28 protein-coding genes are annotated in these 26954 nt (G+C 36.8%); 13 read left to right on the top strand and 15 right to left on the bottom strand.

All coding sequences use genetic code 11. From position 1 onward, the window contains the following. Window positions 1-267: 267 nt before the first annotated feature. A complete protein-coding gene (locus CH364_RS14220) occupies window positions 268-2538 on the top strand; it encodes a hypothetical protein (RefSeq protein ID WP_100744281.1) in 2271 nt (756 codons plus the stop codon). 71 nt (window positions 2539-2609) lie between these two features. Here the strand turns inward: CH364_RS14220 and CH364_RS14225 are convergent, their stop codons facing one another. After that, complete coding sequence (locus tag CH364_RS14225) at window positions 2610-3554, bottom strand: patatin-like phospholipase family protein (RefSeq protein WP_100744280.1); 945 nt, start codon at window positions 3552-3554, stop codon at window positions 2610-2612. 179 nt (window positions 3555-3733) lie between these two features. Between CH364_RS14225 and CH364_RS14230 the strand changes: the two genes are divergently transcribed. Together CH364_RS14230 and CH364_RS14235 are read left to right on the top strand one after the other, a co-directional pair. After that, entirely contained in the window at window positions 3734-4294 is a 561-nt protein-coding gene (locus CH364_RS14230; RefSeq protein ID WP_100744279.1) for a hypothetical protein, read from the top strand. A gap of 100 nt (window positions 4295-4394) precedes the next feature. Beyond that, window positions 4395-5528, top strand: a complete 1134-nt coding sequence (locus CH364_RS14235) for a DUF1577 domain-containing protein (protein ID WP_100744278.1) — start codon at window positions 4395-4397, stop codon at window positions 5526-5528. Between the two features lie 2 nt (window positions 5529-5530). Here the strand turns inward: CH364_RS14235 and CH364_RS14240 are convergent, their stop codons facing one another. Then, complete coding sequence (locus tag CH364_RS14240) at window positions 5531-5845, bottom strand: ribonuclease HepT family protein (protein WP_100744277.1); 315 nt, start codon at window positions 5843-5845, stop codon at window positions 5531-5533. An 83-nt stretch (window positions 5846-5928) separates the two neighbouring features. Between CH364_RS14240 and CH364_RS14245 the strand changes: the two genes are divergently transcribed. The 4 genes from CH364_RS14245 to CH364_RS14260 all read left to right on the top strand — a co-directional run bounded on the left by CH364_RS14245 (window position 5929) and on the right by CH364_RS14260 (window position 8639). Next, window positions 5929-6318, top strand: coding sequence for an FKBP-type peptidyl-prolyl cis-trans isomerase (locus tag CH364_RS14245; RefSeq protein WP_100744276.1), 390 nt, complete (start codon window positions 5929-5931; stop codon window positions 6316-6318). Between the two features lie 95 nt (window positions 6319-6413). Next, window positions 6414-7328 carry a YHYH protein gene (locus tag CH364_RS14250; protein WP_100744275.1) on the top strand — a complete coding sequence of 305 codons (915 nt, stop codon included), beginning with the start codon at window positions 6414-6416 and terminating at the stop codon, window positions 7326-7328. Then, a complete protein-coding gene (locus CH364_RS14255) occupies window positions 7285-7887 on the top strand; it encodes a toxin-antitoxin system YwqK family antitoxin (protein ID WP_243401388.1) in 603 nt (200 codons plus the stop codon). Before CH364_RS14250 ends, CH364_RS14255 begins: the two co-directional genes overlap by 44 nt. 8 nt (window positions 7888-7895) lie before the next feature. Then, a complete protein-coding gene (locus CH364_RS14260; protein ID WP_100744274.1) occupies window positions 7896-8639 on the top strand; it encodes an SCO family protein in 744 nt (247 codons plus the stop codon). A gap of 73 nt (window positions 8640-8712) precedes the next feature. Here the strand turns inward: CH364_RS14260 and CH364_RS14265 are convergent, their stop codons facing one another. The 3 genes from CH364_RS14265 to CH364_RS14275 are packed head-to-tail and all read right to left on the bottom strand — an operon-like array spanning window position 8713 to window position 11890. Beyond that, window positions 8713-9474, bottom strand: coding sequence for an ABC transporter permease (locus tag CH364_RS14265; RefSeq protein WP_100744273.1), 762 nt, complete (start codon window positions 9472-9474; stop codon window positions 8713-8715). Continuing rightward, window positions 9471-10397, bottom strand: coding sequence for an ABC transporter ATP-binding protein (locus CH364_RS14270; protein WP_100744272.1), 927 nt, complete (start codon window positions 10395-10397; stop codon window positions 9471-9473). Before CH364_RS14270 ends, CH364_RS14265 begins: the two co-directional genes overlap by 4 nt. After that, the gene (locus CH364_RS14275) at window positions 10394-11890 is read right to left on the bottom strand and encodes an ABC-F family ATP-binding cassette domain-containing protein (RefSeq protein ID WP_100744271.1); all 1497 of its coding nucleotides are present in this window, start codon (window positions 11888-11890) and stop codon (window positions 10394-10396) included. Before CH364_RS14275 ends, CH364_RS14270 begins: the two co-directional genes overlap by 4 nt. Before the next feature lie 189 nt (window positions 11891-12079). Between CH364_RS14275 and CH364_RS14280 the strand changes: the two genes are divergently transcribed. Then, window positions 12080-12820, top strand: a complete 741-nt coding sequence (locus CH364_RS14280; RefSeq protein WP_100744270.1) for an adhesin OmpL37 family surface protein — start codon at window positions 12080-12082, stop codon at window positions 12818-12820. A 19-nt stretch (window positions 12821-12839) separates the two neighbouring features. Here the strand turns inward: CH364_RS14280 and purT are convergent, their stop codons facing one another. From purT to CH364_RS14310, 6 genes are all read right to left on the bottom strand, one after another. After that, window positions 12840-14012 carry a formate-dependent phosphoribosylglycinamide formyltransferase gene (gene purT, locus CH364_RS14285; protein ID WP_100744779.1) on the bottom strand — a complete coding sequence of 391 codons (1173 nt, stop codon included), beginning with the start codon at window positions 14010-14012 and terminating at the stop codon, window positions 12840-12842. Window positions 14013-14090: 78 nt separating this feature from the next. Continuing rightward, window positions 14091-14561: an ankyrin repeat domain-containing protein gene (locus CH364_RS14290; protein WP_100744269.1), complete on the bottom strand. Its 471-nt coding sequence runs from the start codon at window positions 14559-14561 to the stop codon at window positions 14091-14093. After that, window positions 14558-15385 carry an AraC family transcriptional regulator gene (locus tag CH364_RS14295; protein ID WP_100744268.1) on the bottom strand — a complete coding sequence of 276 codons (828 nt, stop codon included), beginning with the start codon at window positions 15383-15385 and terminating at the stop codon, window positions 14558-14560. Before CH364_RS14295 ends, CH364_RS14290 begins: the two co-directional genes overlap by 4 nt. A 26-nt stretch (window positions 15386-15411) precedes the next feature. Next, on the bottom strand, window positions 15412-17616 hold the full coding sequence (locus tag CH364_RS14300; RefSeq protein WP_100744777.1) for a heavy metal translocating P-type ATPase: 2205 nt from the start codon (window positions 17614-17616) through the stop codon (window positions 15412-15414). Then, window positions 17600-17803 carry a heavy-metal-associated domain-containing protein gene (locus CH364_RS14305; protein WP_100744267.1) on the bottom strand — a complete coding sequence of 68 codons (204 nt, stop codon included), beginning with the start codon at window positions 17801-17803 and terminating at the stop codon, window positions 17600-17602. The genes CH364_RS14300 and CH364_RS14305 overlap by 17 nt, the downstream gene beginning before the upstream one ends. Continuing rightward, window positions 17796-18230, bottom strand: coding sequence for a hypothetical protein (locus CH364_RS14310; RefSeq protein ID WP_100744778.1), 435 nt, complete (start codon window positions 18228-18230; stop codon window positions 17796-17798). The genes CH364_RS14305 and CH364_RS14310 overlap by 8 nt, the downstream gene beginning before the upstream one ends. Window positions 18231-18339: 109 nt before the next feature. Here CH364_RS14310 and cueR point away from each other — a divergent pair, with 109 nt between their 5' ends. After that, on the top strand, window positions 18340-18729 hold the full coding sequence (gene cueR / locus CH364_RS14315) for a Cu(I)-responsive transcriptional regulator (protein WP_100744266.1): 390 nt from the start codon (window positions 18340-18342) through the stop codon (window positions 18727-18729). Window positions 18730-18752: 23 nt separating this feature from the next. On the opposite strand, the gene CH364_RS14320 is transcribed toward cueR, so the two are convergent. Further along, window positions 18753-19859 (bottom strand): SGNH/GDSL hydrolase family protein, encoded by a 1107-nt coding sequence (locus tag CH364_RS14320; RefSeq protein WP_100744265.1) that lies wholly within the window; start codon window positions 19857-19859, stop codon window positions 18753-18755. Between the two features lie 47 nt (window positions 19860-19906). Here CH364_RS14320 and CH364_RS14325 point away from each other — a divergent pair, with 47 nt between their 5' ends. Then, window positions 19907-21346, top strand: coding sequence for an LA_3751/LA_3752 family putative glycosyltransferase (locus CH364_RS14325; RefSeq protein ID WP_100744776.1), 1440 nt, complete (start codon window positions 19907-19909; stop codon window positions 21344-21346). 67 nt (window positions 21347-21413) lie between these two features. Further along, window positions 21414-22328, top strand: a complete 915-nt coding sequence (locus CH364_RS14330) for an FxLYD domain-containing protein (RefSeq protein WP_100744264.1) — start codon at window positions 21414-21416, stop codon at window positions 22326-22328. Between the two features lie 14 nt (window positions 22329-22342). Here the strand turns inward: CH364_RS14330 and CH364_RS14335 are convergent, their stop codons facing one another. After that, complete coding sequence (locus tag CH364_RS14335; RefSeq protein WP_100744263.1) at window positions 22343-22648, bottom strand: hypothetical protein; 306 nt, start codon at window positions 22646-22648, stop codon at window positions 22343-22345. 186 nt (window positions 22649-22834) lie between these two features. Here CH364_RS14335 and CH364_RS14340 point away from each other — a divergent pair, with 186 nt between their 5' ends. Both CH364_RS14340 and CH364_RS14345 read left to right on the top strand, forming a co-directional pair. Then, window positions 22835-23047, top strand: a complete 213-nt coding sequence (locus CH364_RS14340) for an STAS domain-containing protein (RefSeq protein ID WP_243401387.1) — start codon at window positions 22835-22837, stop codon at window positions 23045-23047. A 74-nt stretch (window positions 23048-23121) separates the two neighbouring features. Continuing rightward, window positions 23122-24231 carry a hypothetical protein gene (locus tag CH364_RS14345; RefSeq protein WP_100744261.1) on the top strand — a complete coding sequence of 370 codons (1110 nt, stop codon included), beginning with the start codon at window positions 23122-23124 and terminating at the stop codon, window positions 24229-24231. On the opposite strand, the gene CH364_RS14350 is transcribed toward CH364_RS14345, so the two are convergent. Next, the gene (locus CH364_RS14350; RefSeq protein ID WP_100744260.1) at window positions 24228-25685 is read right to left on the bottom strand and encodes a PAS domain-containing sensor histidine kinase; all 1458 of its coding nucleotides are present in this window, start codon (window positions 25683-25685) and stop codon (window positions 24228-24230) included. The two genes, CH364_RS14345 and CH364_RS14350, sit on opposite strands and share 4 nt — an antisense overlap. 4 nt (window positions 25686-25689) lie before the next feature. Then, entirely contained in the window at window positions 25690-26931 is a 1242-nt protein-coding gene (locus CH364_RS14355) for a response regulator (RefSeq protein ID WP_100744259.1), read from the bottom strand. Window positions 26932-26954: the final 23 nt, after the last annotated feature.

Consider the following 26954-nt stretch of genomic DNA (forward strand, 5'->3'; position numbering starts at 1 on the left):
AAACAGAACGGAAAATTCTCTCCACTGGTATTCTATAACATTTGTATTTTTTTCAGTAGTGAGAGTTCTTGTCTTGTTTTCGGGGAATACTGAGCTGTAAGTTTTTGGACTATTTTTCCAAAACCAAACCAGTATCAACCCCGTTCCGACTAACACTAGAAAAACCCCAACCATCAACACCTTAGACTCATCTCAGTTTGGCAGAAATTTATTTCAAACGAGTAGACAAATGAAATCACTTTAGTAGAATAACGAGTTATGATGGGCATGCGAAAACAGATAACATTTTTTTCATTGGCAATGGGTTTGGCCTTTGGCTGTCAACCTGCTAAACTTTCGAACACCTGTGATGTGAAAACAAAAGAATTCTTCCAAGCAACGATCATACGGTTTGTCACGGGTGACAGATCACCTTCTTGCCTTCCTTCATTTGATTTTCAAGACTTATGGGGTGTTTATTTGGGTTCAGTCAATACCGGTGTCAATGCCATCACAAGTTTTAACGATCAAATCATCATCGGTGGAGATTTCCAACTTGTAGGACCGTCTACTGGCAATGTTGTTTATTTAGAAACAGCCAATGGAAAGGTTTTACCCAATCGTTCTTGCCCATATTTGAAAGTTGTAGGGAATACTGGTATCGCCATCTCAGATGGGAATGGTGGATTTTATATTGGCGGTGAATTCTTTGCGGTCCAAGGCGTTGAAAAGTTTAGTATAGCCCATATCCTTCCTGGTTGCCAGTTGGATCTTAACTTTAATGTTCTCAATAATAATAATAAAAATGTTTATACCTTGTTACTCGCAGGAGATTTCCTTTATGCAGGTGGATATTATACTGATGATAATAGTGGATATCTTGTTCGTGTGAATCGATATACTGGGACTTTGGACACTTCGTTCGCTCCAAATCCGAATACCTTAGTGTCCGATTTAGAAACCGATGGAGACTCTCTTTATGTTTGTGGAGATTTTACGAATATTGCTGGTTATGCGAAGACTGGCTTAGTAAAGTTTTCTCTCTCCACTGGTCTCGTCATACCTTCTTTCACTACAACCATAAACGGAGGTAGTTGCTTAGATTTATACTACGGAACCAGTGCCAATGGGAGTCCCAATATCTTTGCCGTGGGTGATTTGACAACCCCTACCCTTAGTAGAGCCATATCTTTTTTTCCGGATGGCACTTTAACCACGTGGAATCCAAACCCAAATGCTAAGGTCAATTCAATCCAACAGTATTACAATACAATTTATTTAGGTGGCGAATTTACCACCATCAATGGTGGAACTTCTTCTCCCAATTTAGTTTCTGTCAATAATAGTACAGGTACTGCCATCAGTACAAATTACGGTATCAGTCAACCTGTCACGACCCTGCAAATTATTGAAAATACACTATACTTAACCGGAAGTTTTACCTCTGTGAAATCTGTTCCGAGAAACTATGTTGCTGCACTTTCTTTGCCTGATGAATCGGTCACTGCCTTTAATCCGGTGTATGATGGTAGTCTTGCTAATCCTGGTTCGGGGATTGTATCGGCCGGAAACGGGGTCGTAATTTTCACTTCCAATCGTTCCACAGTAAATGTAATCGCCCGAAATCATTTTGCCGTTTTGGATGAAGTGACAGGGGCCCCAATCGAAGGAACACCTTCTTTTGATTTTCCGATTAAAGCATTACATAGAATTGGAAACAGACTGTTTGCCGGCGGATCTTTTACCAGTGTCGCTGGGCAATCAAGAAACGCCTTTGCAATTTTGGATTTTCCTCATTACCAACTAAGCCCAATTAATACTGTTCTCTCTGGAACCCCCGATATCCGCGTGATCACAAGCGATGAATCACAAGTATATGTTGGAGGAAACAGTTTGGCAAATGTGAACGGTCAAACCAGAAACGGAGTTTTTGCTCTGAACTTAGGTGACTTTTCCGTTAGTGGATGGAACCCTAATCTTGGAGTTGGAAGTAGTGGCGAGAGTATTTTACTCGTAAATGATCTTGTTTTTATAGGTGGATTGTATTCAGGCATTAACGGAGATGGTGTTACCACAAATTACCAAGCAGTGGATAAAGTTTCTGGAGTCAAACGTGGCATTCCTTCAACTACCAATTTTCCGAGTAGCGGAGTTTATGCGCAAAGCATAGCAGGATCGAAAATTTTTCTCGGCGGGCAATTCACAACAATTGGTAGTATAGGAACCTTTAATTCGATTGCGGTTTATAATCTCGCCAGTCAATCTTACGAACAACCTAACCCAGTATATAGTGATAATATTGTAAATCATATTGCAGCCTACCCAGATGGGAATGTTCTCATTGGCGGATCCTTTACTGCTTTAAACGGTATCCCAGATCATTATTCTCTGGGAGTCTTTAATAGTAACACCAATACACTCTCTCCTTGGAAGTCATCTATCAACGATGTGGTTCGTACATCCATGTATAAAAATGGAAAATACTATCTCGGTGGTGCATTTACGATAGCACACAAAAAAAGTAATGGTGGGCTCGTTCGATCAAACCTCAATGAGTGAAATCAAAAGAAATAAAAGTTATAGGAAAAATTTAAAAAACGCTATCGATTCCTAATTAACTAAATTAGGTCTTATTTATGTTGATTCCGTTTTCTTTTTAAAATCTTTTGTAAGGCTTCTTCGCCCTTCTTGGCACCAAGTAAAACTGTTTTATAAAGTTTTGTGCGAATCGTTGTCGTAAGTTTTACTGGTAGCGGTTTATCGGGAGCAACCGTGATGATCTTCACACCTTTGGGAGGTTTGACGGCGAGTTCTCTTGCTGCATTAAAATGAAAGTGGTGGAGTTTACGCATCAGCCTACGGATGGTTCGTCTAGTTGGAAAAGCTAGTAAACTGGTAAATCTAGTAAGCGGACCGGATATATGCCGAATGGGCGAATTCATAATCACCACAATTTCTTTATACCCGGCTTCGATGATATCTTGAATCGGAAGTGGATTTAAAATGGCAGCATCAGAATATAATGTTCCGTTTAACCAATGTTTACCGCGAGTGGCGATCGGTAATGATGTAGCCGCCTTCAATAAATCAAAAACATTGGAAGAAGTTGCTTTGATGTACTCAATAGAATGTGTATGTAAATTACTCACCGCAACTACAAAATGTGGGACATTCTTTCGATCCAAAGTTTCCGATTCCAGGCGAACTTTTTTACGAAAGATAAAATCAATGAGATACTCTTGGTTGAGGAGAGTTTTGCCCTGAAACGGATGTAAAAAAGAGATCAGTTTACTTCCCGACAAATCCTTATACCAAACAGCCAGTGCCTTCTCACTTTTGACAGGTTCTTTTTTGGGCATTGATACGTAATATGCCGCCGCACAAGCACCGGAGGAAACACCCACCACCAAATCAAAGTAATTCGGTCGCAAGAACCTATTCCAAGCATACAAAACTCCTCCAGAAAATGCACCTTTCATCCCGCCTCCTTCCACAAGTAAGGCACGTTTTGTCCCTTTCGCTTTGGGAAGTTTAGGTTTGTTAGGAGATTCACTAGAAAATTCTTTCGACACCATAATGTCAGAGTCCGCCAACCCAGTTTCGGTTGCAAAAAACTTATTCTAAAAAAGATAGCGAATTCTGTCCTTAGGGGAATCGACAAACATAGACATCTGAAAGAACTCGCATTACAAATTTGATAAAAAATTTCCACGCGATACAATAAATTTCACTACGTACGCAATTGAATAATAGTATGCTCGGCATTAAAACTTTGGAAACAAATGTAAATGGAACCCTTGTCAAAGGATCCTTGCAGTTGAATGCCAGAGGGGCTTACCAATTGGATCTAATTTGTCCGTATGCAGGACCAATGTTTACATTTTCGTTTCCTAAGGTTTACCATGCACTTTGGGATGGTCATACTTCAGAAATCGACGGATATGCAATCAGCCATCTTCGAACTCTCTTTTACAAATGTGAAAATATCAAAAAGGAAGTTCCAAAGTTTGAACGTGAACTCAAAGAGTTTTGGTTGGAGATAGAAACGATTTCAGTACTTTCCCCATTCGAATGGAATGAAAAATGTACGTTTCTAAAAAAGGCCTTACAAGACGGTTATATGGATGCAGACATATACGAAAAAACATTAAATGATCTTACGATCATGATGGAAAAAAAATATTTTGAACGAGAGAAACGTTGTGAAGCATTTTTACATCAGTACCTTCCCGAGTATTCACACCTACAAAATCATTTTTCATGGATTCGCTTCTGTTATGAATTAACAGAAAAAAAACATCTGCTTTTACTTTAAATTTTCCTTTTTCTTGCCAAAGATATGAGTCTGTTCTTTACTTTCCATAAGGGCGGAAATTTATTTCCGAAATCCCCAATAAAGAACTCGGAATTTACTTATGCGACCAATGGATCAAATCACAGGGAAAGAACAAAAACACCATGTGATCTTACACTATCTCATGAATCAGGAAATGAATTCGAATTGGAATGGACAAACCCAATCCATGACCGTCACACAGGAGTTACCTGGTGGCGAAGAGATTGTAGTTGATTGGTCCGAAGTATGGCCATTGACACAGGGTTCTACCTTTATCCTTTCAAAATTATTAGCAAGGTATCTAGAACTTCATTGCACTTTTGTAAAACAAATTTCACCACACAAAATCCAAATCCATGTTGATAAAGTGCTGATCGCAAAAAAAGAAAGACTAAGCCCACGTTTTACAATTACCGAGGATGGACTTGTCAACGTTACGAACATTGTCAGTTCCAAAACAATCATTGAAGCCAATATGTTTAATATTCCAACACTGGTGCGAGTCAACTTTGAAGATTATCGCAAACGGATGATGGCAAGATCTGGGGAACCAGGGACTATGGATATTTTTAAATCAGGGTTGGAAAGAAAGTTTGATGTAGTTAAATCAAGCCAAAAGATTTTGTTTATCAAAGACGCTACAAATTCAGAAAGTTACCGATCCGATGCGGAAGGTTTTGTCAATTATGAAGATGAAATTGATGAACAAGTTGATAAACTGGCAATGGCCGCAAGAGATAAAAAAATAAAATCGGAACTCATTGTACCCATTCTTTATAAAAATGAATTAGAAGAAATTATTCCCATTGGCTACTACTGGTTACAAACAAAAGACAAATTCATTACCGATGATGATTTAAGTTTTTATCAAACACAAATCGCTGAGATGATCGAAAGGATCAAAGATGCAAATTTGATGACCACTGTAGAAAAGTTCCCTGTGTTAGATTTGTCAGCAACTGGATTAAAACTAAGAATTGCTAACAGTAGCTTGGTGGAAACTCTCCCAAAACAAAAAGGAATTTTGTTAGAATTAGTTTTTAAACTGCAAACACCATTTCGTTTTTTTGGTAAAATTGCTTGGGCAAAAAAAGAAGACTCAGGTGACTTACTTGTTGGTGTAGAGTTTTCTGGGAAACGCACTTATGCAGAAAAAGTTAGATTTGAAGAAAATATAGAAATTATCAAAAATAACGGAAAATCCGCAGCGTAAGTCTAACGTATTTCCAATTTAATTGTTTTTGTGATTTTCGGAATTTCATAAGCACAAATATAATATAACATTTTTAAATCAATATAATCGTAGGCACGGGCTAAGTCCTTCTGCCAAAGTGTATCGATTTTTTCCCATGGTATTTCTTGGTATTTGTCTTTTTCGGACTGAGGAATCTTTAAAGATTCTGTTTGAATATAACGAAGCATTTCTTCTGCAAAAAAACTATCATGATCCCCTTCTTTGAATTCTTGGATTTGGTTTCGGAAAAGAAAGGACTCCAGTTCCCGACAATAGAAAATAAATTCGTGAAACATTTGGTTATTCTAAAATTGGAATCTGTTAAGAACAGTTTTTTTCATTGGCAAAGAAATCCAAATCTTGAATCCTTTCACTACGTATGAAGATCTGCATCCGAACTGTCTTATTTTTCCTTTTTGTTTTGGTACTTCCCATCCAATCTGCAGAAAAGGACTTCCAAATCATTGATCTAGTTGTAGGGAAAGGGGAAGAAGCATTTTCCGGATCCTATGTCACTGTGCATTATGTGGGCAAACTCACAAACGGAACCAAATTTGATAGTTCTCGTGATCGAAATCGACCTTTCGAATTCAATTTAGGTGCAGGAGAAGTGGTAAAAGGTTGGGACAAAGGAATCAAAGGTATGCGAGTGGGTGGCAAACGCAAACTCATCATCCCACCGGAACTTGGTTACGGAAGTAAAAAAGTTGGGAACATTCCGCCGGATTCTACTTTGATTTTCGAAGTTGAGCTTTTGAAAATCTACTAATCATTTTTTATCGGAGATGTACTTAAGGGAGAAAGGGAACTCCCCAGTCACGAATTTCTTGACAAAGTTAAGAATCATTCTAATTTGTTTTGACTATGCCAATGTCGAACTTCCGATTATTTTCTCTACTAATTCTAATTGGATTATTTTTGTACCAATGCAAACCTAAATCTGATTCCGATGAAGAAGCCTTACTACTGCTAGCTGCTGCTGCAACAAAAATTTGTGCCAATGCAGCATATACAGGAACAACAGTTGTCAATTCGACTGCAACATTAAATACAAACACAGATTGTATCACTGGAATGACCTCATCAATGTCCGCAGATCTTCCAGCTTGGATACGTAACTATTTTAAATGTTCCGTCGGATCTGTCTCCGGATCCAATTACGTTTTCCGCTCGCAAAACATTCCGAATAACAAAAGTTTTTATTTTGGAACCTCTTCTCCCATGTATGTAGCACTTGCAGGTGGACAAAAATCTGCAGGAAACAATCAAATTGCTTCCCAGTGTTTGGTATACACCATCCCGAGTTCTCCGGCTGCCAAGTCTGGCTCATTAGTGGGAACACAAAGTGGTTATGCTTCTGTAGGCATTACGGTGAATGGACTTGCTATTTTCAACAATGCTGCAGCTCCCGGTGATACATTGGCAACGGAAGCACAAACTTTTGATACATTCAATGGCCATCCACAAAGCTCTGGAGTTTACCACCACCACTCCCAACCACTCAATGTAACCAATAATAATGCAAACTTGGTAGGAGTCTTAATTGATGGGTTCCCTGTTTATGGTTTACATTGTGATAATAACACTTCGTCTACTGCAGATGACAATGTCCCTGGAACAGTTGGTCCTGCATTAGATGCAAATCATGGCCACACTGCGCCAACATTGTTATTCCCTGGCGGAATCTACCACTACCATTTTGCAAGTGATGCCACAGCAGGAATTAATACTTTAATTGGTTCAAATTTTTACGGAACCCCTGGAACAGTTTCCAATTAACACTCGCTATGTAGGGAGTTGGATTCTCCTCTTCCTACTTTTTTATTGCAACCTAGTTTTTTGTTCTCCGCTTCGTATTGATGCAGAGGACAAAGGATTATCTGAAGATTCTAATCACTTCCTTCTTTACCAAGGGAAACCACTGACAGGCATTTTGATTCAAAAAAATCCTATCCTTTTAGAAATTTATGAAACCGAATATTACAAAGGAGTTCCTCACGGTCATTATACGGCAAAAAAAGAAAACGGAACATTAATCGAAGATAGAAACATTCGGTATGGACAAAAACATGGAAAACAATTTAGTTATTTTGAAAATGGGAACCTAAGACAAAAATCGGAATTTGAAAACGGCAAACCCATAGGTGAATCTATAGATTATTTTGACAATGGTAAAATGGCCACCTATCAAACGTTTAATGATTCAGGTCGACCCAAAGTTTCAAAAAAATGGAACCGACGAGGACAAATATACCTAAACCATGTTTTTACGGAAACTGGCGAAAGTTTTGGAAAGCCAGGGAGTAAACTCTGTGAACCAATTCCTGAGGTAAAATAAAAACTTCCATGATACCAATAATTTCTATTCCAAACAGTCTCGCTAACTTCAAAGAAAAAAATACCAATCAAAATCTCCGAAATAGATTTTCTCCTTCGCCCTTAATTTTATTTTTAATTACACTTTGTTTGTTCCATACAAACTGCAAAAAATCAGAACAAACTCCTAGTGCCAGTGTCCTGCCTTATTTTTCAGGGAAAGATTTTGATCCAGTTTGGGTAGAAAATCCAGAAAAGGATTTATCCTTAAAAAAAATTCCGAAATCTTTTGCCTTAACGGAACATACGGGAAACCAAATTCTTTCGAAAGACTGGGCACCAAGCGAACATTTGGTGGTTTTTTTTTATGCTACCTGTCACGGGATTTGTCCCTTAATCACGAGAAACTTAATCCAAGTAGAACCGAACCTTTCAGAATTTCCAAATCTCAAAATTTTTTCGATCTCCATCAATCCTAAGGAAGATACAGTTCCCGTTTTACAGAATTATCGTAAAACCTTTCAGATCAAAAATCCGAATTGGAGTTTTTTTACGGGGAAAGAAAAGGAAATTGAAAATTTTGCCAAAGAAACTTGTGGTGCGGAGATGGAAGGATTTTCTGTAGAACGTGGGAAGTATGAGTTTGTTCATACGGAAAATATTTTTTTATTTGATAAAGATAAGTATTTACGTGGGATCTACCGCGCCAAAGGTACGGGCGATGTACAAAGGTTAGTGGAAGATTTAAAAAAACTAAGACAAAAAATCAATTAATCTAAGGATTTTTTTAGAATCCTTAGATGGTTTATGTGAATAGAGGAACTTTGTTTCACTAATTCTTTAAAACTTAGTTTTTAATTTTATATCCCGTTCTGAAGATAATCCAAGTCACGGTCAAACATACTGTCAAAAATACAAGGATCATAGAAATACTCACAGAAAGTGCCACATCAGCCCTTTCAAAAAAACTATACCGGAACCCACTCACTAAATACAAAACTGGATTGAACATACTGAGTTTTTGCCAGAATGGTGGCAACATCTGGATGGAATAAAAACTTCCACCAAGAAATACAAGGGGAGTGATGACGAGCATAGGAATCATTTGGAGTTTTTCAAAACTATCCGCCCAAATTCCTATCACAAATCCAAACAAACTAAAACTAATACAAGTTAGCACTAGAAAAAATACCATTAGAATGGGATGATCGATGCGAATGGGTACAAAAAAAGATGCAGTAATCAGCATTAATACACCAAGCATCAGTGATTTTGTGGCCGCAGCACCCACATACCCAATCACAACTTCCCACATGGTAACCGGTGCCGAAAGGATTTCATAAATGGTTCCATTGAACTTAGGAAAATAAATTCCAAAAGAAGCATTGGATATACTTTCTGTAAGAAGTGACAACATCACAAGCCCCGGAACAATGAAACTTCCATAATGGATTCCATCAATTTCTTGGATACGTGATCCAATGGCCGACCCGAATACAATAAAGTATAAAGAAGTAGAAAGTACAGGCGAGGCAATACTTTGTAAAAGTGTTCGAAAGGTTCTTGCCATTTCAAATCTGTAAATTGACTTGATTGCGTAAAAATTCATACAGCCTCCTGTAATAACTGAACAAAGATTTCTTCTAATGAACTTTGTTTTGTACTCAAATCACTAAATTGGATTTTTAATTTTTTCAAATCATCCAGAAGTTTGGTAATGAGGCTACTATCATCAGAGCGGTCATACGTAAACACGAGAGCGGAATTTTGATCCACAAGTTCCAAGGTATATTTCGCAAGTGACTTAGGAATGAGTTTTAGACTTTTTTTCAGTTCAATCCTAAGTTGTTTTTTACCGAGTTGTTTCATAAGGCGATCTTTGTCTTCGGTAAGAAAAATCTCACCTTTTCTAATCACTGAAATTCTATCGGCAATGGATTCTGCTTCTTCGATGTAGTGGGTCGTAAGGATGATGGTAACCCCATTTTTTCGAAGAGATTCTACAATCTTCCACATATCCTTTCGTAGTTCCACGTCTACACCGGCACTTGGTTCATCTAAAAAAAGAATTTTCGGCTCGTGTGACAATGCTTTGGCGATTAAAACTCTTCGTTTCATCCCTCCAGACAAAGTCATAATCCTTTGGTCCTTTTTGTCCCAAAGGGAAAGTGATTTTAAAACTTCTTCAATGTATTTTGGGTTTGCTGGTTTTCCATAGAGTCCCCGTGTAAATGATACACTAGCCCAGACCGTTTCAAAAGCATGGACACTGAGCTCTTGGGGAACAAGTCCAATCAGAGATCTTGTCTTTTTAAAATCTCTGATGATATCAAATCCACCAACAGACACCTCACCAGCGCTTGGTGATACGATTCCACAGACCAAATTGATCAGTGTGGTTTTTCCGGCTCCATTGGGTCCAAGGAGAGCATGGATTTCGCCTTCCTTTACTTCCCAATTTACATCCTTTAATGCTTGGAATCCATTGTCATAAGACTTGGAAACTTGTTTTAGAGTGAGGATCGATTTCAAACGGTTTCATCCTTCCAGCCAATGTCTTTCAGGAAGTCGTCATAACCCCCGTCATAAACAAAAACTCGGTTGTCATCGAATACAATTAGTTTTGTGGCCACAGCACGCAAGTGCATTTCGTTGTGTGTGACCATGATTACGGAACCATCAAAGTTATCTATGGCTTCAATGAGTGAGTCACAAGACTGCATGTCCAAGTGGTTTGTCGGTTCATCCAAATACAATAAATGGCAAGGTGTGACCAAAATTTTCCCAAGTAGAACCCGGCTCTTTTCTCCTCCGGAGAGAACCTTAATCTTTTTTAAGGCCAGGTCTTCGGAAAACATAAGTCCACCAGCAATGTTCCTTGCTTTTCCTTCCGAACAATTGGAATCCGCACTCATGATCTCTTGGACAACTGTGTTACTTTCGTTCATGTTCAGTTTGTTGGTTTGGCCGAAGTATCCTTCTTTCAAAATAGGATGTTTTTTGACGGCACCGGAAACTGGGTTTAACTCACCTGCAATTAACTTAAGTAAAGTAGACTTTCCTTTTCCGTTTTTCCCTATGATACAAATGCGATCTTCTGGACCTACACTGATGGAAAAGTTTTCAAATAAGTTGGGAGTTTTTTTGTCATAAGAAAAAGAAACCTCTTCAACACTTAACATCTGACTTGCGGAGAATGGAGCGCTGTTAAAATAAAGTTCCATATCTTCAATGGTGTCGAGTGCTTTCATTTCCCCTTGTTTTTCTAACTTCTTAACACGGGATTGCGCGCGACTTGCAAAACTTGCTTTTGCTTTGAACTTGGCAATAAAGATCTCTTCTTGTTTGCGTTTTTTCGCTTCGTTCTGTCTTGTTTTTTCGTAAATCTCTTCTGCTTGGTTGATCTGCGTGTATAACTTTTCAGTATCACCTTGTACTTTGATGGCTTTGGTTCTATGAATGGCTACGGTATGTGTTACAACACTATCCATAAAACTTCTATCGTGAGTGATGAGGATAATTTCTCCTTCCCATTCCCGAAGAAATTCCTCTAACCAACGTATGGTGACGATATCCAAATAGTTGTTTGGTTCATCAAGAATCAACATATCCGGAGCCGAAACAAGAAGTTTGGCCAAGTTCATCCGAATTTGGTATCCACCTGAAAATTCATCTGGGCTTCTTTCCATATCTTTTTCTGAAAATCCAAGACCAAAAAGAATTCGTTCTACTTTCCAAGTTTCGTATTCATCCCCTTCAGGAAGGCCAAGAGCACATTCTTCCAATACAGTTGGTTTTGTGAATACTAAGTGTTGTTCCAAATGTCCAATGCGGTATCCTTTGGGGATCGTGATGTTGCCTGAGTCCGGCTCAGTTTTTCCTAAAATGATTTGGACAAGGGTGGATTTACCATGTCCATTGCGGCCCACAAGACCCACTCGTTCGCCACGATTGACGCCAAATTGTAAGTCATCAAATAAGACATTGCCATTAAATTGTTTGTTTAAACCAGAGATTTTAATCATATCATTTTCGAAGGCATTTCCTTCTAGTTAGAACCAGGATCGAAAAAGAACCGGAAACGACGAGTAGAATCGAAAAGAAATTGCGGAGGATCTCCTACAGAAATGGTGATTTCAATGACATAATCACTAGAAAAACCACCTCTCAAATTATGGACTTTTTTTGGAGCCTTGGAATTCCGAAACTGTACTGTGCGAACTTTTCTTTTTTGTTTCCTTACTTGCCTCTGTCTCTGCACAGCTGGGGGAAACTATGCCAACGGCAACTTACAAGTGGCCTTTGGTGCAGAAGAAAATTATCTTTTGGTTCGTTCCCTTGATTCCAGTATCATCCACTTAGGAAGTCCGGAAGAAAAACAAGAATACAGAGAAATCATCGATGAGTATTTACGATTCAAAAGCCTCCACATCCAAGGTCGGTATGGAGATGCCTATTTAGCTGTTCGTTCTACACAATCCAAACTCATCAAACTGTATGATAAAATTCTCACCAAAAATATAACACTGGTTCGTTCTGAATTGGAATCTCTTGGTAGAAAATCACGTGACAAAGAAAAAACACAAACCCGTGCTTTTTTACGACTTGCCCTAAGGGACGTAAGCGAAGCCGAACAGAAGTTAGTGATGGCAAGGAACACACGTCCCCTACTGTATCTATTAAAACTTCGAGAAATGTTGTTTTCCCTTAAGATTTTAAAACATGCGGGAAAGTTCGTCGTATTTCTCAATCTTTTACACGACGGTAAGTATATGGATTCCATTGAGAATTCTGATTTTGATTCTATCGAATCGGAACTCATTAGAGGATTTGGAAAAGGGACGAACCCACTACTCGCACTTCATTATGATAATTCCTTTTTACCTTTTGGGGAAGAAAGTATCTACGAAAGTATGATGACAAACTACAAAGCTCCAGAAATTAAAAAAGATTAGTTCATTCATTGGTAACTCGTTATTGCAGGTGGATCAAATCCCTAGCGCGGTTTGCTTTTTCTTTGGCTTCTTCGATCGTGGCTCCGAGCGCTAAACTAACACCCATTCGTCGTTTTCCATCTATTTCCGGTTTCCCAAAAATCCGAATGTCCACTCCCTTTTGTTTCAAAGCATCCTCTAAACCAATATAAACCGGAGAAGTTGTTTTTCCTTCCAAAAGAATGGCGGAACTGGCTGCAGGTGTTTGGAAAATAAGTTCAGGTATAGGAAGGCCAAGTAAAGCTCTCGCATGGAGAGAAAATTCAGAATAATTTTGAGAAATGAGAGTGACAAGTCCTGTATCATGCGGTCTTGGAGATACTTCGCTAAAGTACACTTCGTCCCCTTTCACGAATAGTTCGACTCCAAAAATTCCCAGTCCTCCAAGTCCAGTGGTGACGGTTTCTGCAATTTTTTCTGCTGCACGTAAAGCAAGTTCTGTCATGGGTTGTGGCATCCACGATTCCACATAATCTCCGTTCACCTGTCTATGTCCAATCGGTGGTAGAAACTGAGTTCCACCTATATGACGTATGGTGAGAAGTGTGATTTCAAAATCAAAAGGTATAAATTCTTCAATGATCATTTTACCTTTTCCAGTTCTCCCTCCCGTTTGTCCATATTCCCAAGCCTTTAGGATCTCGGATTCGTTTCGTACCAAACTTTGTCCTTTTCCGGAGGAACTCATAATGGGTTTGACCACACAAGGAAATCCAATCTGTTTTACCGCTTGGGTAAAATCTGCTTCGGTATCAGCAAAAAGAAATTGGGAAGTTTTGATTCCCAGTTCTCTAGAAACAAAATTACGAATCCCCTCCCGGTTCATCGTAAGGTTCACTGCTTTGGCACTTGGGATGATACAAAAACCTTCGGCTTCCAATTGAACCAATGTTTCTGTATGAATGGCTTCAATTTCTGGAACAACAAAATCAGGTTTTAACTCTCGTATGGTGGCTTCCAATTCGATTGGATCTAACATATTGATGACACGAGATTCCTGTGCAACAAGCATAGCCGGTGCATTTGGATAACGATCCACTGCAATGACATGAACACCTAGGCGATTGGCTTCAATCGCAACTTCTTTGCCAAGTTCTCCCGATCCAAGGAGTAAAAGTTTTGTAGCTTTGGGTGTAAATGGTGTTCCGATCATATTCACAAAGATCAGGAAGCGGCCCATTCAGACAAGAAAGTTTATGGGCACTAAAAAGTTTGGAATTTAATTTTTAAGTTACATTAAGTAACGTTTACCAAGTTTGTCTCTTTGGTAAATATTGGCACCCATACGAATGAGTAAATCTGATATTTCACCAAGACCGTCAAAGCTATTGGCGATATGGAGCGCAGTCACTCCACTTGGATCAGCGGAATTGGGATCAGCTGCCGAATTTAACAATACTTCCACTGCTTCAATGTTCCCTGTTTCGGTTGCTTTGTGAATTGGATACAAACCCATGTTATCTGGTCTATTCGGATCTAAACCTAAGGATAACAATTTTTTCAAATAATAGATATCGGAAACTTCTGTAACAACGATTCCAAGTAACAAGGCAGATTCAGATACTAAAACTTCTTTTAATTCTGGATCAGATAATAACAAATCAAACGATTCTTTATCTTCTCTAGTAATGGCGGAACACAATGTGCGTAATCTGAGATTAAATTTTGTTTTACCAACGAAATCGATAATGTTTTGTATCATGTTTCTATCCTATCAGTATGAGACGAATCTCCATTGTAAAAATGGGACATTTTTTCGTATTCTGCGAACCATTCGTTAGGAATACTTCCAGAAATGCGTTTAAAATCATGATTGAAATGAGACTGGTCAGAATATTCGAATTCATGAGCCAAGTCAGTAAAACGTATGTCTGGATTGTTTTTTCTGTAGTGGTCCGGATTTCGCACCATCTCAAGTAACCTGTGCACTGTTCTGTATTCAGATGGATTCATCCCCACAATTTCTTTGAATTTACGATCCAATTGTTTTCTGGAAATTCCCAATTTTTTACAAAGTATTTCAATTGGAGTGTTGGGTCGTGTGAGTTCTAAAAGGGCAAATCGAACATAAGTGGGAATTTCCGAAGGTTGTCCCGAAAATTCATTCAAAAACTTAGAAAGAAATTCAAAAATTCGATTTTCCGAAGGGAATTCATAATCCAAAAACTCACCTAACATTGATTCATTACCAATTTCAATAAATTGGTTTTGTAACTCATCAGCCCGTTTAGAAAAAAGAGTAAACAATCCTCCCACAAAAAACCGAATTGCAATCAGAGATAAATCAGATTCAGAAAGAATCCTCCATCTCCTTGTTTGTGGTCCAACCATATGTAATTTTGGCAACCGAATTAGTTGTCGATTTTCAGTTTCTACAAGTGGAGGTTCCGTCAAATGAAAAACCATCTCACACTCGTAAGATGGAAGAATCCAAGGAAGTTCTCGAGTTTTCACTTCTTGCCAAATCCAAAACTCCTTAACAGAAGATTTTAAATTTGAAGGAGGATTGATAAATCGAATGTCCAAAAGTTACACCACTTGTATTTATACTTTTATTTCCAACGACTCATTCGAAGTGCATTCAAAACCACTGAAATAGAACTGAATGCCATAGCCGCACCACTCACCCAAGGAAGAAGAAGTCCAGATGCAGCGATTGGAATTCCTAATAAATTGTAACCAAGTGCCCAAACAAAATTTTGTCGAATGTTAGTGACTGTGTCCTTACCGATACTAATTAGATCCACAATTCTTTGGATGTCTCCATTCACAAGGACTACATCGGCAGTTTGGATCGCAACATCAGACCCAGTTCCCATAGCAATTCCAACATCTGCTGATGCTAGCGCAGGCGCATCATTGATTCCATCTCCCACCATTGCTGAATGGATTTTTTCTGTTTTGAAAGTGACGATGATCTTTGCTTTTTCTTCAGGAAGAAGACCTGCATAAACTGCTGAGATTCCTACTAACTCGGCTACTTTGTTTGCAGAATTTGGATGGTCTCCTGTCAGAAGGACAGGTTCTACACCCATTGACTTTAGTGAGGAAATCGCTTCTTTTGCATCATTACGCAAACTGTCCTCAACTCGAAAAACAATCATCCCTTCTATGTTTCCACGAATCCCAACAAATACCAAACTCGATCCATCTTCTGACCAAGTTGTAATGGATTCTTGGATGGATTTAGAAATGATAAAACCACTTTCTTCAACAAACGTTCGTTTGCCGGCAACATAATAATTTCCTTCTTGTTCTGATTGAATTCCACCACCAGGAAAAGTTTTAGTAGAAACAAGCAAATCAGAATTTGGTAAAAGATTTTTTTCCTTTCCATAACCCACAATGGCTTTGGCAAGCGGGTGATCAGAAGTTTGTTCCATCCTAACAACGTTTTTTAAAATTTGGTCTTGGCTGGCTTGTTCTAAGCCAAAATGGATCATTTCAGTAACTTTTGGTTTTCCTTCCGTCAATGTTCCCGTTTTATCAAACGCAATCCAATTGATTTTAGAAACCGATTCTAAAGCCTCTGCACTTCTAAACAACACACCATGTTTGGCAGCTCGTCCTGTACCAACAAGTAATGAAATTGGCGTAGCAAGACCCAATGCACAGGGACAAGCAATCACAAGAATTGCAATGCTTGTTTCTATGGCTGATGTAATATCACCAGGTGTAAACGCAAAGTACCAAACAAAAAAATCTATGAGACTAATCGAAATGACAATTGGAACAAAATAGGCTGAAATTTGATCGGCAATCCTCTGAATGGGTGCTTTGGTACCGAGAGACTCTTCCACTGAACGAATGATATGCGAAAGTGTTGTGTCATTCCCAACTTTCGTTGCTTTCACGACAAGCGAACCATTCCCGTTGACTGTGCCACTCAAAATTGAATCACCGATTTTTTTTTCTACCGGCATACTTTCGCCAGTTAACATTGATTCATCGGCGAAACTCGCTCCCTCGGAAACAATACCATCCATTGGAAACCTTTCCCCTGCCTTTACCAAAACCATGTCACCTTGTTTTAAATATTCGTTGGGAACTTCAGTCCATTCACCATTGGATTTTACAGTGGCTGTCTCTGGTCGAAGTTTAAGTAGAGCATTGATTCCATCACTGCTTTTCCCTTTGGCAAAATGTTCAATCCATTTACCCCCTAAAATAAAAGTAATTAGGACTGCTGAAGTTTCAAAGTATAAGTCTTTGCCAAATATACTATAACCATAAGCAGCACTTGTACCAATGACAACGAGGACATCCATATTTGCTGACCCATTCCGTAAAGCTCGGTAAGCAGACTTATAAAACGGAAATCCAATTAGGAATTGAACTGGGAATGCAATGGCCATCTGAACAAACCTATCCATTAAAAAATGCGGCATCGGTATAAAACTTAAAAACTGAAAATGGGTTACCATTCCATAAAACAATGGTAAGGAGAAGAAAACTGATAAAAGAAACCGAACTTTTAAATTTCGAATTTGTTCTTTTTGTTTTTTTTCAGTTTCAGATTGTTTATTTGCATCATGAACCAGTGCGGAATATCCAAGTGACTCAACTTTTTCTAAAAGAGAACCGATACTGACGGAATCTGAGGTTCGCAAAAAAACAGACTCACGGGCAAAGTTAACACGAACTTCATAGACTCCATCCATTTTCGAAAGGCCCTTCTCAATTCGAAGGGCACAATTCGCACATGTCATACCAAAAAGATCTAATGTTCGTTCGGTGGTATTACTTAACGTTTCCAAGTGAATATCCATCCTCTCCTAAACGTTCACGTAGTAAATTTAACTCCGCATCCGTTAAAGATTCTTTTACTGAGACAGTTTTTAAATCTAAATTTGCAGTTGCTTCTTTTCCATTTTCTGCAAACACTTTCTCTACAGTTTTTTTGCAATGTCCACAAGTCATTCCTTCAATTTCATAATTAACCATGATGATGCTCCTTAATTTCTACTTTTTTCTCAGATAACGGAAGTTTGTATTTTACATCCGCACCTTTTTGCATATTCCATTCAGGCGAAAGAATTAACTCTCCTTCCAACACCGACTTTCCATTCGGGATCTCACAATAAAAATGATCAGGATGGTCCGAACACTTCAAAGGGATTTCCATACCATTTGATATTACTTTAGCTCTTAACTTCGAATTTTTGGAAGTAGGATTTTCAAAATTTATATCCAATAGATACACTTTAAAACCCAAATTTTGGTATGGAAGAACCTCAGTATGGAAAGCTCCCGGCATCCGAATCACTCCACCATGAGGACCTGGTTTGTGTTCCCCATGTGCCGCCATCTGGTTTAAACTAATGAAAAGAACCAAAACAGCTAGTTTGATAAAATTTTTGATTGGCTTCATGATAACTCCTTTGTCAACATAGATCCAGTCTAAACCTTCCAACCGTTGGAAGGTCAATAGCCGATTTCACTTTTTTTTATTATTTTTATAATTTTTTTTGGAGATAGATATGAATATTGGAGAACTTTCCAAAGAATCGGGAGTCAGCACAAAACTCATTCGTCACTACGAAGGAATTGGACTCATTCCAGAAGCAGGTAGAACTGAAAATGGGTATAGGTTTTATACACCAGAAGACATCCACTACTTACGTTTTATCAAAAGATCGCGAGAACTTGGATTTCCACTCGAAGATATTAAAAGTTTACTTGGACTTTGGAAAAATAAATCCCGAAGTAGCAAACAAGTAAAATCACTCGCTGAAAAACATTTAAACGAATTGGATTTGAAACTTAAACAACTAAAGGATATGTCGGATACATTAAAAACCCTCGTCAAACATTGCCATGGCGACCATAGGCCAGACTGTCCCATTCTAAAAAACTTGGAACAAACCTAATCAAAAGAAAAAATAATTTTAATTTATAAATCTTTTTTAAGAATATCAGCAATCAATCGAGTGGCCACCTCATTGATATGGATATCTCCACTTTGTAATAAATCTGTTCTGTATCGCATTAAATGCCTTAAATCGATGAATGGAATGTGATTTTCCTTTGTTAACTGAATCAAATCCAAAACCAACTCGGAATCAGATTCCAACCAACTAGGATTCATTTGAAATCCTATGTCTTTATATATTTCATAACGAGTTTTGTCATATTCCACTTCCAAAGGAATATAAACTACCTTAAGATCTTTCCCATCTTTATTTATTTTATCTTTTAATTGTAAAAATATTTTCCTCCATCGATCAAAATTTAATTTTGCAAAAGTTTTAGTATCAAGGGAACTCGAAAGATAATTGGGACTGATTTGGAATAATGTTTTGAGTGGGAGGAAATCAACCATTTCATTTTTTTTGGTTTTTAAAACTGAAGGAACATATGGAAGTTTAGATACTCTTTCCAACTCCTCTTCCATTCTCACTTGAATGGAATCAAAATAAGATTTTTTCAAAAACAATCGTGCTGAGTTTGGAAAGAAAAACGAAAACAGGTGAATGTATTTTTTTTGATGATTCACAAAATGAACATAGTCTGGAGTATCACCAGTTTCATATATGTCATTCCCATAAACAAACAAATATACAGTTGTCACTTTTAAAACAGGACTCAGTTTTAAATACATAGAAAATTCGTTTTCTAAGGTAAAGCCAGGAATACCCACATTGGTCCACTGGCATTTTGTCTCTCGATTTAAAATTTCCGCGAATGTATCCTTCCAAAACAATCCCGATCCAAAAGTCTGAGAATCACCTAACAGCAAATACCTACAATCTGGATTTTTTTTTAGATTTCCAATCCGAACTCCATATTCATTGATCTCCCCAAATTCTCTTTCCCCTCCTCGGAAATAAGGAATTTTTTTTCCAGCTGGGAAATGATAATGGCCATAAGAAAATCTTAAAAAGTCAAAGGAATCAATGAATCTGGCAGCAAAAACCAATCCGCAAAAAAACAATAAGGTATAAAGAATCAATTTTATGGGTTTAGAAAGAAAAGTGGACTTATGAATATCTTTTTTCATTGCAGATCTTTGGATTTAGAGAAGAGTATACCTGTTTCCGATTTCACATGGATCAATCAAAAAAAGCAATAGGTTTCTTTGTTAGTTTGGCATTTTTGGTTTTGGGATTTTTGTTAATTACAACAAAACAGATCGAACCTTTTTCCGATTTTGCTCTATTAGAATGGCAAATCAAGTTAGCCCTGCAAGGCACATTTCACCTCCAATATAGTTTTCTTTTAGAAGATCCTAACTTTCAGTTTTTTCCACTACCAGATCTTTTTTTCCATGTACATAATGGCCTTCCCTATTCCACTTTTCCAAACTTTTACCCCATTTTCGTTTCTCCACTATATTTAGGTTTTGGAGCCGCAGGAATTAAACTCGGACAATTTGTTCTCTTTTTCTACACTATTTTTATATTTTACCAAATTAAAAAAGATAAAATTGCCACAATACTTTTGTTATTTGGCTCAATACTTTCTCTCTATATATTTCTAATCCATGAAACCATTTTATTTTTCTTTTTAGAAGTGGTAATATTATATTTTTACAATCGCAAATGGTCGATTTTATCTGGCTTCCTATCAATGTGTTTAATCTGGATGCGACCGGAAATGGTTTTTTCTATATTTTTAATTCCATTTTGTTTTCCAAAAGAGAAAAACTGGAAACTATACCTTCTGACTTTGTTTGTTACAGGATTTATTTTTTCGGTCCTAAACTTTATGACCTTGGGAACATATGTCCCTCTCCGTCTTGTAAAAAACTCCGAATTCCAATTCCGTTTAGATACAAGTTTGTATTTGTTTAAACTATGGATAGAGCAAGCACCTATTTTTGTTTTCTTTGTTTTTTATTTTATAAAATCAATTTTTCAAAAAAAAGTTATCTACCAAAATCTTTTATTAATCCTAGTCACAATTGTAATGATTCTCATCTCCCCAAACACTGGCGGGCATAACACTCCACGTTATTTATTTGGACTCATTCCTCTTTATATAGTTTTGCTCAAAAATAACGAAACAGTAGAGTCCAAAATTTCAATAAATTGGGGTATTCTATTGTTAATTTTATCAATTTATCAATCGAATTTACTTTTCCAAAAAACAAAAGAACTAAAAAAAATTTCCCAATACCAAACGAACACAATCCAAGAAATTACCAAGATAAAGGATAAGTTTTTGGTTTTTAACAATTCTGATTTTTCTTTTGTCATATTACAAAAGTTTGCTGCTTTACCTTTCACTCCGGCAGAAAAGGAACTTCTTTTACTAAGACCTAATTATGATAATAAAAAATTCATTCAAATTCTAACTACACACCAGAATCGCTCTTTTACATTTTTAGAACTTCCTCCTTCTCCGACTCCACTTCGTCCGAATGAAATAGAATTACTTTCACAATACCAGATCAAATATCGTTTAGGTAATCGTTATCAATTGCCAAATGCATTACTTCCGATCCAAGCAACAGATTGTTATGTGGACATTTTTTTTCACCCTTAACCAAGAAAGATATTTCCAAATTTGTTTTCTCCTTGGAATTTCATAGGCTTTTGTTTGAATTCGTCATATGAACTCAAAACAATGCCCAAGCTGCGGTAGTCACAATATTTACCAAGAGTCTGCGACTGTATACAGGTGTGGAGATTGTTTTGATCGTCTTCCCACTGGCAGCATGGCTGAATTTCCACCACCGAAAGTGTATGGAACACAACAAAAATCATTACCAAACACACTTGGAAATTGGAAGAACCTAATCACTGGAATTGTTGTTGTTTGGATTGTTTTAGGGTCTTCCTTTTTTACATATTACCAAAAACTTTCACAAGGACAAGTTCTCTCCGAAGAAGAGGAAACTACTACCATCAAAATGGATCCAAACTTGGAATCAATAGAAATGATTCCTGAAGGTGAATTTCAATTTACCACTGCCATTCCAGATGGAATTGGAAATACTTATATCGTTGGAAAATTTACAAACAAAAGTGGACATCAACTAATGATGCCAAAGTTTACTGTTGATTTATTAAACGACGAAGGAACAAACGTTGGCACGTACTTTGGTTATGCAGAAAAAAATACAGTGAACGATGGAGAATCAGTCATATTTATTGTATTAACAGAAAAAACACCGAACTTTGCTAAATTTGAAATCAATGTATCAGCAACTACCATTCCGACAGATGACAATCAACCAGAACTATTATTAAAACAAATCGAAATCCAAAGGAACCAATACAAAGAAATAAAACTTTTGGGTAAAATTAAAAACAAAGGAAATACAACTGCTAACTTTGTACGAATTACATGTTTACTCATCAACAAACAAGAAAAAGCGGTAGATTACGAAACCGTCAGTATAGAAAAAGAAGACTTTTTACCAAAAGAATCCTTAAACTTTGAAATCAATTTTTCGAGAACAAAACAAATTCCTGATTCCTATTATTGCGAAACTGATTCCATTTTAAAAGAAACTTCCAATTAGTTTTGTTATGATTATTAATCCCAATGTTTATGAAGCACTCTATAAAAATTGTCGATTGACCGATCTAAATTATGAGACCTCCAATAGGGATTTGCTTCTAACGCATCCTGGACAGATTTTACTACATTTCTTGTAAAATTAGTGCGGTCAATTTTTGAACCTGTTTCCAATTTCTCAAAATTAGTATTCCGAATGGATAGTTCTTTTTTTATAGCTGCTGAAATGACCAAAACTGCTTCTTCAGAAGTTAGGCGGTGTTCCATAACAAGTAACTCGGCAGCTTCTTTGATCAATTTTAATTGCCTTTGACTCACTGACATACAAAACCGAATACAATCAAATCATAAAAAGAATTGAAAAACAATTCAGAAACAAAAAATCAAAGTCGAAAAATCCTTTCAAAATTTACCAACTTATAAAAATAGTTTTAAACCTTGGCAATTGTAATCGAAATCAAGAACAACGATCTTTCTTTTGATGGACTCAGCGGATTCCGGGAGAGAATTATGTCTACCATTCACAATACGAAGGAAGATGTGGTCTTAGACTTTACCGAAATCTCCATGTCTCTGGACAGTGCCACCATTGGGGAACTAATGAAGTTTCACTCTGCACTTGAATCCCAACAGTTACAATTACAAATACGAGGAGTGAACAAACTCATTCGTACCGTCTTTCGTTTGAACAAACTCGACACAATCTTACATCTAATTGATTGAAATCTACGTAAGAGTACGAACTTATCCGCAAAGATATTTTGTAGGTCTACTCTTTCCATTTCGTCCTATTCTAGGTGAAATCATTTTGGCTCTTCTTCATTCTTTTCTTTTTAACAACTTGTTCTCATAGAAAAGCTGATACTCTACTCTGGCTGCTTCCTTTGTTTGGAAATACCAACTCTACTGAGAACCTTCCCGACACACCAACAAACCCAGTTGAAGTTACTGTTCCCACTTCCATCCAAATGACAATCTTAACAGCGGCATCAACAAAACTACTTTGTCCACTTTATGGAGGTCTCTTTATCCAATATATCGAAGGCGATGAAAAAACTTGTTCAGCGTCGGATTTAGATCCAAGTTGTATCAATGTTAAAATCAATGAAAACGGATCCCTAATTCTCATAGATCCAAGGACTTATATCGGAATTGATTTCCCAACAACAGTGGAAATTAGAAACAATTTATTGCCAAAAAATAAAAAATCCAGTCTGTTTTGTTTTTTGATGCCCATCCCTACAGATATGAGCCAAATGGAAATGTATAGTTTCCAAAACCAATCAAATGATTTATCTGCAAATAATTGTTACCATAGTTTAATTGGAACTCGCTGCGTTGACACATTCCCACTTCTCGGACATGCGAGATTTACAATTCCGAAAGAATTTCCCGTTGATGTTTCCGATGGAAATGGCCATGCAGGATCGCACACTTTAGAACTTAAATTTGTAACGGATGATAATCTTTATACTACCTGTATCTACATTGGGAATGAACATACGAGGTTAAAAGGATTTACAGCTAACGCATATATAGCTGGGGATCCAGAATCAAAAGGAAAATCAGGATATTGCGCTCAGTGTGAATCGAATTATTGTAATTCGGTAGATCTCATTACAGGACTCGTCGCTCCTTCCGTAGAGGTGAATCGATTTGTTATTCCTGTTGGTGAAACATTCACTGTAAAAAATGAAATCTCATTATCAGTAATCAAAGGTCAAGGACCGTTCAAACATACCACTCGCTGGACAATAGAAAACTTTCAACATATAGTTCATTTTGAAGAAGTATCGATTTTACCTGCGAGCAGCGTATTCCTTCTTTGGTTTATCGTCCCTTCATTCGTGATGATTTTTTACTTTTATCATAAAAAATGGAAACATTGGTGGAAGAAAAAAAGTTAATGAATTGGGAACAATAGATCGAATTGAACACTTTGTCCAGGTTTAACGTTAGCTTTTCCTTTCAATTGTTGGACCAGTAAATTCATAAGTTTAATTCCAAATCCCGATTCAGAATTTTCTAACGAATAATTTTTTGGAAGAGGTTCTCCATCATCACTATAAATAAAATGGATTTGTAGATCAATTTTCTTTATAGTAACGGTAATTTTTCCAACTCCTTCCATTTGAAAGGAATGTTTCACTGAGTTACAGATCAATTCATTTAAGATGATTCCTAAATTATTTGCAATGTCTGGTTTAATGATAATGGGTTCATTTGAAATAAATTCAAATCGTATTAACTTCGGATAAGTTGATAAAATTTGGGATACTAAATTGGGAATATATTCTTTTAGATCTATTTCATTAGGATTTTGGGATCGATACAACCTATCATACAAGGCCATCATACTTCGCAAACGACCTGCCGCTTCATCAAACTGCTCTTTTAAAAGTGGATCCGGCGAAAAATTTGACTGCATCTTTAATAAACTAAATACAGAAAACAGATTATTTTTGATTCTGTGGTGCACCTCTTGCAAAAGTAATTCTTTCTCTTGCAACAACTGAGTCACCCTTTCTTCTGATTCAATGGTTCTTGTAATTAATGTATGTAAAGCAACAAACCTATTAATATTTCCATCGATAGATCGCAAAGGAACTATGGTTACACTAACCCAATAAATTGAACCAGTTTTCGTTCGGTTTCTAATTTCTCCCTTCCAAACATATCCATTTTGAATCATATGATACATTCGTTCAAAAAATTCTGACGAATGAAATCCGGAATTCAATAAACGGTGGTTATTTCCTATTAACTCATCTCTTGAATACAACGAAATTTCGCAAAATCGATCATTGGCATAAGATATATTCCCATTTCTATCAGTAATAGTGATTACAGCGTGTTCATCAAAAGCGAATTTTAATTGTGAAAATTCAAATTGAGACATTTTTAATTCAAAAAAACTTTGGTAATGTAATTCAATCGGCTTTGCAAGTAAATCAGCAGTGGTTTGTGTTTTGCCTAAAGATTTCGTATGTAATTTGAACTCGATTCCAATCTCTTCCGTAATATCTCTCGCAACAACTAAGATTCGTTTGTTTCCATTAACATCTTGTTGGAACTTTCCTCTACATTCGAAAGTTAAAAAATGCCCATTTTTATGGGCAATTCGCCAAATTCCCTTAGTCTCAGACCCAGGTGTTTGCAAAAAAGACATCTTCGTGAGAAGTTCGCCTCTATCTTCTGGATGAAAAAATTCGTCTACAGATCGACCTAAAATCTCATGTGCCTCATAACCTAATCTATGTTTGTGATAGGAATTTGCGTAACAAATTTTTTCGGATGAATCTAATTCGCAAATTAAATCAGGTATGTTCGAAAGTAATTCATCGTAATTTGTTGAAAACATAATCTTAGTTTTTTAATACTGGTAATGAAAATTGAAATGCTACTTTAGTAATAGGGTTATCACTCCATTCGGAATGGTCTATGATATTATGAACAGACAATTTTCCTTCATGTTTTTTAAAACAAGAATCTACATAACTAAGCCCCAAACCAAAATCCAAAGTACCATAGACATCAAAAACATTTTTCGACAAACGATAGAATGGTTCAAAAATTAAATTTTCAAATTGTAGCGGAACTCCATACGTTCCATCAGCATTTGGAGTAGGTTGATTATAAATTACACATTTAAACCAATTATATTCAACGTTAGTAACAATTGTAATGTTTGAATTTTCTCGTGAGAACTTACATGCATTCGTTATGATTTCTTTAAAGGAATTTTGTAGAGAAAATTGATTATAAGAAACTGTGTATTTTGTAAGGTTCGGTTTTAAATCACTCACTAAAACTTGTTGGTTTTTTAAAGCCAAAATTGGTTTTAATTCATTGATCCATAAAAGCAATTGGTCATAGAATTCAGCACAAGTGATTTCTTCAAACTGCATTGGGCTTGAAACCATTAAATCAATATCTGAAAACATCTTTAATGCTTTTTCTGCCATCCCTGTGTTAATTTGAATTAATTCCATTACATCAGATTCGATTTTATAATGGTCTCCTTCCTTAACCGTTGTATCGGACACCAATTTCAATAGTGTCACTAGAGCACCAAATCCGGCACCTTGACAAAAACTATTTTTTAAGCTTTCAAATAAATTTTGATTCAGTCGATTGAATTCACCTCCGGCCATTTTTTCTTTCCATTGGATCCACTCCAAATGACCTTCTAATCGAAGTTGGCGCTCTCTTTTGGAAATAGTTTCTGTACGTTTCATTTCATAAAATTCGAAGGCCCGTTTTAATTTAATAGAAAGTTCATGTTCTTCTACCGGTTTCACAAGATAATCGTAAATTCCCAATTTCATTACTTCTACAATTAACTTAGGATTACTATGAGAAGTGAACATAAAGATAACTGGTTCTATCTCTTCTGATTTCAATTCTTGAATCAGTTCCGCACCATTTAAACCAGGCATTTCATAATCAGTAATGACCACAGGAAAAGGGTTTTCTAAATAGAAAGCTAATGCTTGTTGACCGTCAGTTGCAAGGGTTACTTTATAACCCAATTCAGACAAACTATCCTTTAAGTAAGTTGCCGAAACCAATTCATCTTCTGCCAACAGAATTCTTTTTTCGTGCACCTAATTATCCCAAACTTTTGTAG

Source organism: Leptospira harrisiae (assembly GCF_002811945.1).
Lineage (GTDB): Bacteria > Spirochaetota > Leptospiria > Leptospirales > Leptospiraceae > Leptospira_A > Leptospira_A harrisiae.